The following is a 13,815-nucleotide window of genomic DNA, read 5'->3' on the forward strand; positions in this document are numbered from 1 at the left end:
CGCCCATGCACGTCCTGCCCACGCAACCCGGGGTCCGGGTCAATCTCGCCGAACTGATCGAGATGCGTCACCGCGTGCGCGAAGTGCAGCTGTTCTCCACCCCCGCGCGGCGCAGCCCGCTGATCGGCCTGCACCATTCCAAACTGCGCGGGCGCGGCGTCGACTTCGACCAGGTGCGGGTCTACCAGGCCGGCGACGACGTGCGCACCATCGACTGGCGCGTCACCGCACGGACCCAGGAACCCCACACCAAGCTGTTCCATGAAGAACGCGAACGGCCGATCTACATCATCGTCGAGCAGAGCCAGCGCCTGTTCTTCGGCTCCGGGCTGTGCTTCAAATCGGTACTGGCGGCCAAGGCGGCCAGCCTGATCGGCTGGGCGGCCCTGGGGCACAATGACCGTATCGGCGGCCTGGTGTTCGGCGACAACGAACACCATGAAATCAAGCCACGGCGCAGCAAGCAGAGCCTGCTGCAACTACTCAACCGCCTGGCGCGGGCCAACCAGGCCCTGCCGACCAGCCCCCAGGCCAGCCGCGACAGCTTCGGCCTGGCCCTGCGCCGTGCCCGCGAAGTGCTGCGCCCCGGCAGCCTGGTGATCGTGCTCTGCGACGAGCGCACACTGACCGACAGCAGCGAGCAGCAGCTGATCCTGCTCGCCCGCCACACCGACCTGTTGCTGCTGCCGCTGTCCGACCCGCTGGACCACGCCCTGCCCGCCGCCGGCCTGCTGCGCTTCAACGAGCGCGGCGCCCAGCTGGAGCTCGACACCCACAACGCCGACCTGCGCCAGGCTTACCGCAGCCAGGCCGATGCCCGTCAGGCCCGCTGGCAGCGCCTGGCGCAAAAACTCGGCGTGCCCCTGCTGTCGTTGAACACCCAGACCGAGATGGTCGAACAACTGCGCGAACACCTCAGCGCCCAGCGCCCGAGGAAGCAGCCATGAACCCGCTGGATAAACTCGAACCGCTGATCGCACCCGCCCCCATCAGCTGGTGGCCGCCGGCGCCGGGCTGGTGGGCGCTGGCCCTGTTGCTGCCGCTGCTCGTCTGGGGCCTGGTGCACCTGATCAAGCGCCTGCCGCGACGCAAACAAACAGTGGAAGAACAGCGCCTCGATCCGCTGCGCCAGGCCGCGCTGGCGGAACTGGCCCAGTTGCGCAAACCCTACGACGGCGTGGAGGCCGGCCCCTGGCTGCAACAGCTCAACGCGCTGCTCAAGCGCCTGTGCCGGCACCGCTACCCGGAGAGCAACAGCCACACGCTGAACAGCCGCGCCTGGCTGGCGTTTCTCGACAACCGCTGCCCGGCGGCGGGCCTGACCCGCTGGATGATCCTGGTCGAGGGTGCCTACCGGCCGCACTGCAGCCTGGATGACAAGGCCATCGACGGGCTGTACCAGGCCGTCGACACCTGGATTCGCAAGCATGTTTGAATTCACCTGGCCCTGGCTGTTCCTGCTCGCGCCCCTGCCCTGGGTGTTGCGCCTGGTGCTGCCGGCAGCGGACAGCGGCGAGGCGGCGCTCAAGGTCACCTTCCTCAACGAACTCGAAGGCCTTACCGGCCGCCGCGCCCGGGCCAACCTGCCGGCCTGGCGCCAGCAGATGCGCTTCATCCTGCTCTGGTTGCTACTGGTGTGCGCCAGCGCCCGTCCGGAATGGGTGGGCGAGCCGCTGCCGCTGCCGGCCAGCGGTCGCGACCTGCTGATCGCCGTGGACGTCTCGGGCTCCATGGATTACGCCGACATGCGCTGGGAGAAGCAGGACGTCAGCCGCCTGACCCTGGTCAAGCACCTGCTCGGCGAATTCATCGAGGGACGCCAGGGCGACCGTGTCGGCCTGATCCTGTTCGGCAGCCAGGCCTACCTGCAGGCACCGCTGACCTTCGACCGCCAGACCGTGCACACCTGGCTGGACGAAGCCGCCATCGGCATCGCCGGCAAGAACACCGCCATTGGCGATGCCATCGGCCTGGCGGTCAAACGCCTGCGCCAGCGCCCGGCCGACAGCCGCGTGCTGGTACTGGTCACCGACGGTGCCAACAACGGCGGCGAGATCGAACCGATGGTCGCCGCTCGCCTGGCGGCCGAAGAAGGGGTAAAAATCTATCCGATCGGCATCGGTGCCGACCCGGAGCAAGGCGGCGTGCTCGGCATGTTCGGCCTCAACCCGGGGCTGGACCTGGACGAGCCGACCCTGCGGGCCATTGCCGACGCCACGGGCGGCGAATACTTCCGCGCCCGGGACAGTGCCGAGCTGCAGAGCATCGAGGCGACTCTCGACCGCCTGGAGCCGGTGGCCCAGCAGCCGACCCTGGCTCGCCCGGCCCTGGCCTTGTATCCCTGGCCGCTGGGCGCCGCCCTGCTGCTGAGCGTGCTGCTGGTGCTGCGCGAGCTCTGGCCGCAGCTGCAACAACAACTGCGTCAACTGCCCACTCCCCCCTGGCGGAGGCAGCCATGATCGACGAGTCACTGCTCGGTTTCTGGCCGTACTGGCTGCGCCCCTACTGGTTGCTGCTGGTGCCCCTGCTCGGCTGGCTGCTGTGGCTGCTCTGGCACCGTGAAAAACGCACCGGCCGCTGGCAATTGCTGCTACCCGCCGCCTTCCACAGCACGCTGCTCAGCGGCGGACGCGGCCACAACAGCCGCCTGCCGTGGATCGCCCTGGGCCTGGCCTGGCTGCTGGGGCTGCTGGCACTGCTCGGCCCGAGCTGGCAGCGGGTCGAACAGAGCAACCTGAAACCGGCCGACCCGCTGGTGGTGATCCTCGAACTCACGCCGTCGATGCTCGCCAGCGACGCCTCGCCCAACCGCCTGGCCCAGGCCAAGCGCAAACTGCTCGACCTGCTGGAGGCGCGCCGTGATGCGCAGACCGCCATCGTCGTGTTCGCCGGCAGCGCCCACACCCTGGTGCCGCTCTCGGACGACCTGGCGACCAGCCGCAACCTGCTGGAATCGGTCAATCCGTCGATCATGCCGGAGCCCGGCCACCGCGCCGACCTGGCCGTCGAGCGCGCGCTGGACCTGCTGAAACAGGGCGCCCAGGGCCAGGGCCGCATCCTGCTGATCGGCAGCACCCTGGACGAGCCGGAGAAAGCCGCCATCAGCAAAGCCCTGGGCAACCGCGGCAGCCGCCTGAACATCCTCGGCATCGGCACCACCCAGGGCTCGCCGATCCTCCAGGAGGACGGCGGCTTCCTCAAGGACGCCCAGGGCGCGATCCTCATCCCGCGCCTGGACAGCGCCGGCCTGTCGCGCTTCGCCCAGGCCCTCGGCGGGCGCTACCGCCCGGCCAGCCTCGACGACCGTGACCTGCGCAGCCTGGGCCTGCTCGACGGGCCGCAGCACCTGCGCAGCGAAGGCGAACCGACGCGCCTGCAGGCCTGGGCCGATCAGGGCCACTGGCTGCTGATCCCGCTGCTGCTCCTGGCGGCGTGCGCCGGCCGCCGCGGCTGGCTGTTCTGCCTGCCGTTGCTGATGCTCAGCCTGCCGCAGACTAGCTACGCCTTCGAGCGCAATGACTTGTGGCTGCGTCCCGACCAGCAGGGCCAGCGCCTGCTGGAGGCACAACGTCCCGCCGACGCCGCCCAGCGCTTCGACGACCCGCAGTGGCAAGGCATTGCCCTGTACCAGGCCGGCGACTACGCCGCGGCCGCCGAGCGCTTCGCCCTCGACGACAGCGCCACCGGGCACTACAACCGGGGCAACGCCCTGGCCCGCAGCAACGAGCTGGAAGCGGCCGTGGATGCCTACACTCAGGCCCTGGAAAAGCAGCCGGACCTGGCCGCCGCCCAGACCAACAAGGCCCTGGTCGAAGACCTGCTGCGCCAGCGCCAGCAACAGCAGGACGGCCAGCAGTCGCAGAGCGATCAGGAGCAGCAGCCGGCCGACGATCCGCAGCAAGGCAGCCCCGGCCAGCAGGACGAACAGAACGATTCGCCCGCGGACGCGCCGTCCAGCCCCGGCAACGGCGACAACCCGCCCCCTCAGCCGGGCGACGATGCCCCGCCCCAGGAGCCGGGCGAACCTGGCGAGCCGCCCAGCGGCGAAGAACAGATCGCCCAGGGCGACGACGGCCTCGATGGCGAACGACGCCAGGCGCTGGAACAATGGCTGCGGCAGATCCCCGATGACCCGGGTGAATTGCTGCGCCGCAAATTCTGGTATGAACAGCAACAGCGTCAGGAACCGACCCGATGATCCGCCTGCTCTGCACCTTTCTGCTCGCGCTGCTGGCCGTCAATGCCAGTGCCGAGGGCTTTTCCGCGAGCGTTGACCGGGCGCGCCTGACGGCCGGGGAAACCGTCGAGCTGACCCTCGAATCCGATGACGTCACCGCCTTCGGCAAGCCGGACCTCACGCCCCTGAAAGAGCTGTTCGACGTCCTCGGCACCCGCCAGGTCAACCGCCTGACCAGCCTCGGTGGTGCCGCCCGCGCCACCACCCGCTGGATCGTCACCCTGCAGCCGAAACACAGTGGCTACGTGGTGGTACCACCCCTGAGCCTTGGTGATGTCCAGAGCCGCCCCATCACCCTGCACGTGATGGAGCCCAGCAAGGACAGCGCCAGCGACCAGCTCGCCCCCGTGTTCATCGACGCCAGCCTGGACCAGGAAAGCGTCTACGTGCAGGCCCAGGCCGTGCTGACCCTGCGCATCTACCACTCGGTTTCGCTGTACGACGACAGCAGCCTGACCCCGCTGGAAATGCCCGAGGCGCGCGTCGAATCCCTGGGCGAACCGCGCACCTACGAGAAAGACATCAACGGCATCCGCCACGGGGTCATCGAGCTGCGCTACGCGGTGTTCCCGCAGCAGAGTGGCGACCTGACCATTCCGTCGCAGATGTTCAGCGCCACCACCGTCGACCGGGCGCGCAGCAACGACTACATGCCGTTCGGCCCGCGCCCGGGCAAGGTCACGCGCGTGCGCTCGCCGGAAATCCCCCTGCACGTCAAAGCCAAGCCGGAGAGCTACCCCAAGGACGCGCCCTGGCTGCCGGCCCGCGCCCTGAGCCTGGCCGAAGCCTGGAGCCCGGAGCCGGACCAGGCCAAGGTCGGCGACTCCCTGACCCGCAGCCTGATGCTCAAGGTCGATGGCCTCTCCAGCGCCCAGCTGTCGCCACTGCCCGCCACCAGCGTCGACGGCCTGCGCCGCTACCCCGACCAGCCGCAGCTGTCCAACAACACCAGCGAACGGGGCCTGATCGGCAGCCGCGAAGAACGCGAAGCCCTGGTGCCGACCCGCGACGGCGCCATCGAACTGCCCGCCGTCGACGTGGTGTGGTGGAACACCCATGAAGACCGCCTGGAGCGCACCAGCCTGCCTGCGCGCACCCTCCAGGTGGTGGCCAACCCGGGCCTGGAGAGCGAACCGCTACCTGCCGACATCGCGCCCCAGGCCGTCATCCAGGGGCCGGAACTCTGGCCATGGCAACTGAGCAGCGCCGTCCTGGCCCTGACCACCCTGCTCGGCTTCGGCCTGTGGTGGCATGCCAGGCGCCAGCCGGCGATCATGCGCGCCGCCCAGACCGGCCCCAGCCCACGCACCCTGCTCGACGACCTGAAACGCGCCTGCCTGGCCAACGACTCCCAGGCCACCCGCCACGCGCTCGACGCCTGGGCCCGCCAGCAACCGGAAACCCTCGCCGACATGGCCGCGCGCTTCATTCCCCTGTCCGACGCCCTCGACGGCCTCAACGGCGCCCTCTACAGCGAAACCGGCCAGCAATGGCAAGGCGAAGACCTCTGGCGCGCCATCCGCACCCTGCCCACCGCCGAAGCCACCCAGGAAAGCGCCCAGGAAACCAGCCCGCTGCCGCCGTTGTATCCGCGTTGAGAAAGAAAAAAGCCAGCGTTATGCTGGCTTTTTATTCTGTTTAACACTGTCACCTTTATGGGCTCTCAACGGCTACAGGCTCTAGAAAATAAACCCTGTACTAGGCTACGCGCTTTAAAATCCACCCTAAAGCAACTGCCCTTCAGCTGACAACTAATAAGACGAATCCCGACACGACCTTAAGACTTGGAAGAACCATGAACTTCATTAATGAATATATTCCTAAGTCCGACATGGAAAAATATCAGATAAAGGAAATTGATCAGAGAGTGCGCCGTTATCTGAGTACCAATTCAGACTCATGGACGATCGACCGAGAATCTGAAACTTATCTACGCTGCGTCGCATGGGGAGGCGAAGAAAATATAGGTGAAAGCGCATGGACCTTCTATTGGCAGGGCGAAATGCTTTGGATAGAACTGAAGATATTGGATACCAGCAGTAATGGGCGAAATGCCCCTGGCTGGTCGCGACAAATAGTGAAGAAACTCTGTTTGATGGGGGGCGGCAGCGATCATCTTCCTGAGCGCCTCGCCGTTCATAAATATAAAATATTGAAATATCTGGAAGAGGCACTTCTTGCATACAAAGATGGCGGCGTTTATTCATCGACCACTACTTACACACTGACGCTTGAAGTCGAAAAGGGTGTACTGGGACCTTGACTGAAGAAGCCTTACAGATGGTCCTCTATGCCGAATTAAATACAAATATTACATGTAAAAGCATGGGTAAGAACTGACCTTTAATCTGTACTTCTGACAGCCAGCAACAGTTCGTTTTTCCGGACAGAAAATGGTGGCTTGCTCAGCAGAAGCAACGCCGAGAAAACCCAAAAATCAAACTGGCGGTAGACTACGTACCAAAACCAGAATGAACATCATTAACCCAACCGCTATACAATACTGTAACTTCACCCTCAGTAAAAGTACTGACCTGTGCAGCTAAATTCCTCAGCGCTTCACGCGTCGCATAGCGTTCTGGATTATTAAGAAGGAGTTCTTTTGCAGCCCTGCAGTCAAAGTGACTCATACTTACACTCCTTCTGCAACTTCAAGCTTAAAGGTATAGGTGGTTGCCGACGCATAGACCCCACCATCCTTGTAGGCAAGGAGCGCCGCCTCCAAATCTTCGAGTATTCGATTTTTCTGAATTGAAAGCCGCTCAGAAAGATGGTCGCTATTCTCGCCCATAACACAGAGCTTCATCACCTTTTTATGCGACCAAGCAGGAGCGTTTCTGCCATTACTACTAATATCCAATATCTTTAGCTCAATCCAAAGTAACTCGCCCTGCCAATAGAATGTCCATGCACTTTCACCTAATTGATCTTCACCTCCTCTAGCCACACAGCGCAGGTAAGTTCCGCTCTCACGATCAACTGTCCATGTATCTGCATTGGTACGCTGATACCTGCGCACCCTTCGATCAATATCCTTTATCTGAAATTTATCCATGTCGTCTTTAGAAATATATTCATTAACGAAATTCATAGCCTCCCTCCTGAAATCATAGAATTTTTTTTCGATCACCACTAAAACACCAACTGCACTTGCTCTAAAGCCATGCATAATCATTCGATCTTAACAGGCAACAACTCATAGCAAAACGCTCAAAAAGCGCGCACTACCAGCACTTTCAGGTATCGATTTAAGTACATAAACACGGGCACATTATTGGCTCACAAAAAGCCAATGTCCTTGTTCTCCAACATGGCTTCGACTTCCACAGGCTGATCCGTGGGCACGATGACCATCAGCGGTTGGGCCTCGGTGACCACGCCACCATTGGTATGAATCGCCAGCTGTTGGACGGTGCCATCCAACGGGGCAGTCAGGTGCATCAGGCGGTTGCGCTGCTCGGCCTTTCTCAGTTCCTGGGTCAACGCAGCGACGCGCTGTTCCGACTCGTGCTGAAGATCAAGCATGGCGCGCCGGGTCTGTTCAAGCACGCTGTCCTGCTGGCTCTCGGCCGCCTTCCTGGCTGCATTGAGCGCGCTGATGCGCGCAGCTCACGCTCTTGATCGAGTCGAGCCTGCTCTCTTTCCAGGTAGGCGTCTTTGGCAATGAACTGCTTGTCGAGCAGACGCTTGTAGTCAGCCGCCAGTTCACGGGTGATCGGCAGGGTCTGGTTCAAGGCAGATATAACGGTGCGTACAGACTGAATCTCAGCGGTGCGCCACACACCGCATGGATACTATCTGCAATTTTTGGCTCCGCAAGCTGGGCACAAAGAAAAAATTACACCACGATAAGCATTGAGCAAAAGGCATCATGCCTACCTTGAACGGATACCGATATGTCCCGCCTTAGCAGCCCTCGCAAGCCCTCCCCCGCCGCCCGCTTCTGGCGTGACGACGCCCTGCCCTTCATCGAGGCGCGGCAGGTCGAGGATGGGCGGGAGCTGTGTTACGCGCGGCATTCGCACGAGACCTTTTCCATCGGGGTGATCACCCGGGGCGAGAGCACCTACATCAACCGCGAGGTTCACCTGCGCGTATGCGAAGGCACGGTGGTGTTGATGAACCCGGGGGATGTGCATGCCTGCAACCCGATCGACGGGCTGCCCTGGTCCTACGTGATGTTGTACGTCGACGCGGCCTGGCTGGGCGGCTTGCAGCACGCACTGGGTCTGAGTGAGGGGCCTGGGTTCCAGCCGCTGAGCGCCATCATGAGCCCCGACCGGGCGCTGTATGACGGCGTGGTGCAGCTGTATGGCGTACTCACCGATGACACACTCTGCGTCGAGGACAAGCAGGACGCCGCCACCGCGTTTTTCACCCGGGTGTTGCGAACGCTGGAGACCGCCCCGCTTTCGCAGTCGGAGGCCCACGACAAGCTGCAGCGGGCGGCGGCCTTCATGCAGGCGCACTGCGCCCAGGCCCTGAAGATCGACGACATCTGCGCCGCGGCCGAGCTGTCGCCCTCCTACCTGACCCGCGCCTTCAAGAAGCTCTACGGCATGACGCCGCATGCCTTCCTGCTCAACCAGCGGGTGCAACTGGCCCGCCTGCTGCTCAAGCGCGGCGAGTCGCTGGCCGAGGTCGCCCTGGCTTCAGGCTTCGCCGACCAGGCGCACTTCCAGCGCGCCTTCAAACAACTGCTGGCAGCCACGCCGGGTCAGTACAAGGGCTAGGCGGTCCACAGCAGGTAGAACGCACTCGCCGCCAGCAACGCGGCCATGCTGCGATTGAACAGGCGCATCTTTCTCGGTTCGCTCAGGTGCCGGCGCAGAAAACCGCCGGCAACCGCCCAACTGCCCACCGACAGGTAGCAGATCACGAAGTAGATCAGGGCGAACTGCAGGAGCAGCCACACATCACCATTGGCGACGAACGCCCCCATGCCCGCCACCGTGGCCAGCCAGGCCTTGGGGTTGAGCCATTGCATGGCGGCGCCGTGGAAGAACGACGGCCCCTTGCTGCTTTCCGCGGTAGGCATGCCACCGTCGTCCCGCGCCAGGTTGTAAGCCATGTACAACAGAAAGGCGACGCCGCCCAACTGGATGCCCAGGGTCAACCACTGCCAGCGCACCAGCACCTCGTGCAGCCCAAGGCCGACCACGATCAGCAACACCGTGAAGCCGATGGTCGCCCCGCTGACGTGACGCATACTGGCGCGCACGCCGTAGCGCGCACCGGCGCTCAGGGCCACGATATTGACCGGCCCCGGGGAAATGGACATGGCCAGGGCAAAGGCCGCCATGGATAGGAAAAGAGTCATCGATTACCGCTCCGTCAGGTATGAACGGCTGCCACGGTAAAAGACGGTGAATCCGGCGTATTGAAGAAAACACCCCTGTCACGGAAACATGGAGACAGACCTCGAGCATCAGCCCCGAATCTTTGCCCCAGATATTGGCAATGCTGGGAGCGGCACACCCGTAGGGTGGGTTAGGCGCCAGTCCGAGGTTATGCAACACCGCACAGATCAGCGGCGCCGTAACCCACCAGATGTCGCGGGCACAACAACGCTGGTGGGTTACGTGGCGCTCCGATGCGCGGTGGCCATTCAAGATCGGTGTGCGCCACTAACCCACCCTACGACCTGTCCCGTCCGGTGCCCCGTGAATGTGAGATGCCTGGAGCAGCTCACCCGACAGGCATAAAAAAACCGCAGCCGAAGCTGCGGTTTTCAGGGGCCAGATGCCAGATCAGTGAGCCAGCAGCGAACCGCCCGCTTTGCCCGCCAGTTTCTCGGGCTTGATCAGGAAGCGTGCCAGTGCCGGGAGCAGCAGCAGCGCGCCGATCATGTTGACCAGGAACATGAAGGTCAGCATCAGGCCCATGTCGGCCTGGAACTTGATCGCCGAGAAGATCCAGGTCGCCACGCCGATGGCCAGGCACAGGCCGGTGAAGAGCACGGCCTTACCGGTGGACTTCAGCGTCTGGTAGTAGGCCTCTTGCAGCGGCAGGCCCGCACGCAGGAAGCTTTCCAGGCGGCTGTAGATGTAGATGCCGTAGTCCACGCCGATACCGACGCCCAGGGCGATCACCGGCAGGGTCGCGACCTTCATGCCGATGCCCAGGAACGCCATCAGGGCGTTGCCCAGCACCGAGGTGAGGATCAGCGGCAGCACGATGCAGATGGTGGCCGGCAGCGAGCGGAAGGTGATCATGCACATCACCGCCACCCAGATATACACCAGCACCAGAATGGTCAGCTCGGCAGTCGAGATCACGTCGTTGGTGGCCGCTTCGATACCGGCGTTACCGGCCGCGAGCATGAACTCCACATCATCGGTGTTGTGCTCGGCCGCGAAGCTCTGCACCGCTGCCACTGCACGCTTGAGGGTCTGCGCCTTGTGGTCTTCGAGGAACAGCAGCACCGGCGCCAGGGAGCAGTCGGCGTTGTACAGACCGTCCGCGCGGGCGATGGAGTTGTTCAGCACGTCCTGGTTGCGCGACAGGGTTTCCCATTTCAGGTTGCCCTCGTTCATGCCTTTGATCACCTGCTTGGAGACGGTGACCATGGACACGGCCGATTGCACGCCCGGGGTGTTTTCCATCTTCCACATCAACTCGTCCATGGCCGACAGCGCCGGGTAGGTCGAGCACCCTTCCGGGGCGGTCTTGACCAGCACCACCAGCACATCGGAACTGGTCGAGTAGTTCTTGATGATGAAGTCGTTGTCCAGGTTGTAGCGCGAGTCCGGACGCAGCTCCGGCGCCCCCTGGTCGAGGTCGCCGACCTGCAGGTTGGCCTTCTGGTAGAAGAAGCAGCCCACGCCCCCCACCAGCGCCAGCACCACCATGAACGGTGCGACATTCGGATGGGCCACGTTGGACAGCAGACGCCAGAGTGGCTTCTCGGCCACGGCATCCTGCTTGCTGCGCGCGACGGCCTTCTTGCTGATGCCCAGGTAGGAGATCGCCACCGGCAGCAGGATCAGGTTGGTGAACACGATCACCGCCACACCGATGGAGGCACCGATGGCCAGCTCGTGGATCACGCCGATGTCGATGATCAACAGAGTGATGAAGCCCACGGCGTCCGCCAGGATGGCGATCATGCCGGGCAGGAAGAGTTGGCGGAAGGCGCGCCGGGCGGCGGTCAGGGCGTTGTCCGAATCACCGGATTGCAGGGCGATCCCGTTGATCTTCTGCACGCCGTGGGAAATACCGATGGCGAAGATCAGGAACGGCACCAGCATCGAATACGGGTCGAGACCGAAGCCCACCAGATTCATCAGGCCCAGCTGCCAGCCCACCGCCACCAGGGTGGTGACCAGCACGCCGATGGTGCTGCGGATACACCAGCTGAACCAGTAGAGCAGCGCGAAGGTGATCAACAGCGCGATGGCGAAGAAGCCGACCACCATCACCAGGCCGTCGATCAGGTCGCCGACCTTCTTGGCGAAGCCGACGATGTGCACTTGCACGTTGGGGTTCTGGTCCTGGTACTTCTCGCGGATCTTCTCTTCGAGCTGATGCGAGAACACCTGGTAGTCGAGCTTGATCAACTGGCCCTGGTTGTTCGGGTCCGGGTAGGACTCCAGCAGCGGCACGTCGACGATGCTCGACTTGAAGTTGTTGGCCACCAGGCGACCGACCTGGCCGGACTTGAGCACGTTGCTGCGCAGCTCTTCCAGGCTCTGGGCGCTGCCGTCGTAGGTCTGCGGAATCACCTCGCCACCAGCGAAGCCCTCTTCGGTCACTTCGGTCCAGCGGACGCTCGGGCTCCACAGCGACTTCAGGCCGGAACGGTCGACACCATTGATATAGAACACCTCGTCATGCACCTGACGCAGGGTTTCCATGTATTCCTTGGTGAAGATGTCGCCTTCTTTGGCTTCCACCGAGATGCGCACGGTGTTGCCCAGGTTGGCGAGGTCGTTACGGTGTTCCATCATCTTCTGGATGAAGGGATGGCTCAGCGGGATCATCTTTTCGAAACTGGTCGAAGGACGAACCTGGGTGGCTTGGTAGAACAGGAAGATACTGACCAGCAGGCAGACCAGAATGACTGCCGGGCGGTTGTTGAAAATCAGGCGCTCGAGGAAGCTCGCCTTGTCCTGGTGATGGCTACTCATCAAACACTACCCCACAACTTATTATTGTTCGCTCGGCTTGGCGCCCGTAGGCGAAGAGACGTGGACACCGCCGACGCCGACCAGAATCAGGCGCCCGCTGTCATCCGCTGCCACGCTTGCCAGCGACAGGCGATCCGGCCGGTTGAAGACGCTGAAGCTGCGGCCATCATCGCTGCTGCGCAGCACGCTGCCGCCATGCCCGACGACCACGATGCCATCGTTCAGCAAGGCGCTGTTGGCCAGGCCGAATTCCAGCGGTCCGTTGTTCTGGGTGTTGAGCTCGATCTGCTCCCAGGTGGAGCCGAAATCGTTCGAGCGGAACAGGTGGCCACGCAGCCCGTAGACCAGCAGCCCGCCGGCTTCGTTGGTGCCCATGGCACCGAACAGCGAGCCTTCGTACGGGCCTTCGAGGGTTTCCCAGGTCTGGCCCCAGTCCGGGGAACGGAACATGCCGCCCAGCTCGCCCACGGCGAACAGGCCGGAATCCTTGACCGCGGTGATGGCGTTCAGGTGGTAGCCGTCTTCGTTGTCCATGCGGTCGCTGACGTCTTCCCAGTTCTCGCCACCGTCGGTGGTTTCCAGCAGCGCGCCATAGGCGCCCACGGCGTAACCGGTCTGCAGGTCCTTGAACCAGATGTCGAGCAACGGTGCTTCGCGCTCGAGGTCTTCGAACTGTTTGTCCCAGGTCAGGCCGCCATCCTTGCTGGCGAGGATCTGGGCGTCATGGCCGACGGCCCAGCCATGCTGGTCATCGACGAAGAAGACGGAGGTCAGCATCTGCCGGGTAGGCACCTTGGCCTGGGTCCAGGTGCTGCCGTTGTCGTCGGAATAAAGGATGTGGCCACGGTCGCCCACTGCCACCAGACGCTTGCCGGCATTGGCGACATCCAGCAGCAGGCTGGTCTTGGCTTTGGCTGATTCGACGGAGTAACCGGCGGAGGCTGGTTCGGTGGTTTGCGCCTGCAGCGGCAAGGCTGCGAGTGTCAGCATGGATAGCACACTGCACAGCGAGAGCGCTTTAGCCAGCGGCGAGTGGACGCGGAACGCCGGTGCGCGGGTGGAACGCGCGATACAACCGGCCTGGGTGCGCCGCATGACGGGCTCACTCATATACCTTCCCCCTTATTGTTATAGGTGGTACTGCTTTTAGCAGGCCATTGAAAAACTACCTGCGTTGGCAATACTGCGTTTAAAACGGCCTCAAAATGCTCATTTACACCGCGTAAACTGCGCTTTTTCGGCCGTTTTTGCCTTGTCTTGCCTGCCTCGTCTACGTTTTTCAACGGCCTACTGGCTGCCCCCTATGCTACTGAGCTTTCGAAACGCCTGACAATCGCGGGGACGTTATGTTTTGTTAAGCCAAACCCGCGTGATTGACGCTCTATTCGACGGACTGATACGAAAAGGCCGCTACACACTGTAGCGGCCTTTTGGTTGGAACTGTGGATG

Annotated in this window: 13 protein-coding genes; 7 read left to right on the forward strand and 6 right to left on the reverse strand. The window is 62.9% G+C overall.

The genetic code is table 11. The features are described from left to right. Positions 1 to 5: 5 nt before the first annotated feature. The 6 genes from N5C28_RS01535 (at position 6) to N5C28_RS01560 (ending at position 6,500) form a co-directional block, all read left to right on the forward strand. Positions 6 to 947: a DUF58 domain-containing protein gene (locus N5C28_RS01535; RefSeq protein ID WP_279819318.1), complete on the forward strand. Its 942-nt coding sequence runs from the start codon at positions 6 to 8 to the stop codon at positions 945 to 947. Continuing rightward, complete coding sequence (locus N5C28_RS01540) at positions 944 to 1,435, forward strand: DUF4381 domain-containing protein (RefSeq protein ID WP_279819321.1); 492 nt, start codon at positions 944 to 946, stop codon at positions 1,433 to 1,435. The genes N5C28_RS01535 and N5C28_RS01540 overlap by 4 nt, the downstream gene beginning before the upstream one ends. Further along, positions 1,428 to 2,459, forward strand: a complete 1,032-nt coding sequence (locus tag N5C28_RS01545; RefSeq protein ID WP_279819324.1) for a VWA domain-containing protein — start codon at positions 1,428 to 1,430, stop codon at positions 2,457 to 2,459. Before N5C28_RS01540 ends, N5C28_RS01545 begins: the two co-directional genes overlap by 8 nt. Further along, positions 2,456 to 4,198, forward strand: a complete 1,743-nt coding sequence (locus N5C28_RS01550) for a VWA domain-containing protein (protein ID WP_279819327.1) — start codon at positions 2,456 to 2,458, stop codon at positions 4,196 to 4,198. The genes N5C28_RS01545 and N5C28_RS01550 overlap by 4 nt, the downstream gene beginning before the upstream one ends. After that, on the forward strand, positions 4,195 to 5,835 hold the full coding sequence (locus N5C28_RS01555; protein WP_279819330.1) for a BatD family protein: 1,641 nt from the start codon (positions 4,195 to 4,197) through the stop codon (positions 5,833 to 5,835). The genes N5C28_RS01550 and N5C28_RS01555 overlap by 4 nt, the downstream gene beginning before the upstream one ends. A gap of 197 nt (positions 5,836 to 6,032) precedes the next feature. After that, positions 6,033 to 6,500, forward strand: a complete 468-nt coding sequence (locus N5C28_RS01560; protein ID WP_279819333.1) for a hypothetical protein — start codon at positions 6,033 to 6,035, stop codon at positions 6,498 to 6,500. Positions 6,501 to 6,690: 190 nt separating this feature from the next. Here N5C28_RS01560 and N5C28_RS01565 read toward each other — a convergent pair whose 3' ends face one another. The 3 genes from N5C28_RS01565 to N5C28_RS23855 all read right to left on the reverse strand — a co-directional run bounded on the left by N5C28_RS01565 (position 6,691) and on the right by N5C28_RS23855 (position 7,786). Beyond that, on the reverse strand, positions 6,691 to 6,867 hold the full coding sequence (locus tag N5C28_RS01565; protein ID WP_279819335.1) for a hypothetical protein: 177 nt from the start codon (positions 6,865 to 6,867) through the stop codon (positions 6,691 to 6,693). Positions 6,868 to 6,869: 2 nt separating this feature from the next. Beyond that, complete coding sequence (locus N5C28_RS01570) at positions 6,870 to 7,328, reverse strand: hypothetical protein (protein WP_279819336.1); 459 nt, start codon at positions 7,326 to 7,328, stop codon at positions 6,870 to 6,872. Positions 7,329 to 7,516: 188 nt separating this feature from the next. Beyond that, positions 7,517 to 7,786: an HlyD family efflux transporter periplasmic adaptor subunit gene (locus N5C28_RS23855; RefSeq protein ID WP_347881247.1), complete on the reverse strand. Its 270-nt coding sequence runs from the start codon at positions 7,784 to 7,786 to the stop codon at positions 7,517 to 7,519. A gap of 347 nt (positions 7,787 to 8,133) precedes the next feature. Here N5C28_RS23855 and N5C28_RS01580 point away from each other — a divergent pair, with 347 nt between their 5' ends. Next, positions 8,134 to 8,970, forward strand: coding sequence for an AraC family transcriptional regulator (locus N5C28_RS01580; RefSeq protein WP_279819339.1), 837 nt, complete (start codon positions 8,134 to 8,136; stop codon positions 8,968 to 8,970). Here N5C28_RS01580 and N5C28_RS01585 read toward each other — a convergent pair. The 3 genes from N5C28_RS01585 to N5C28_RS01595 all read right to left on the reverse strand — a co-directional run bounded on the left by N5C28_RS01585 (position 8,967) and on the right by N5C28_RS01595 (position 13,476). After that, a complete protein-coding gene (locus N5C28_RS01585) occupies positions 8,967 to 9,557 on the reverse strand; it encodes a LysE family translocator (protein WP_279819342.1) in 591 nt (196 codons plus the stop codon). The genes N5C28_RS01580 and N5C28_RS01585 overlap by 4 nt on opposite strands. Before the next feature lie 430 nt (positions 9,558 to 9,987). Next, complete coding sequence (locus N5C28_RS01590; RefSeq protein WP_279819345.1) at positions 9,988 to 12,366, reverse strand: RND family transporter; 2,379 nt, start codon at positions 12,364 to 12,366, stop codon at positions 9,988 to 9,990. Positions 12,367 to 12,387: 21 nt separating this feature from the next. Continuing rightward, the gene (locus N5C28_RS01595) at positions 12,388 to 13,476 is read right to left on the reverse strand and encodes a YCF48-related protein (RefSeq protein WP_279819348.1); all 1,089 of its coding nucleotides are present in this window, start codon (positions 13,474 to 13,476) and stop codon (positions 12,388 to 12,390) included. Positions 13,477 to 13,815: the final 339 nt, after the last annotated feature.

It is taken from the genome of Pseudomonas sp. GD03944, from assembly GCF_029839275.1.
In the GTDB taxonomy this organism is placed as follows: domain Bacteria; phylum Pseudomonadota; class Gammaproteobacteria; order Pseudomonadales; family Pseudomonadaceae; genus Aquipseudomonas.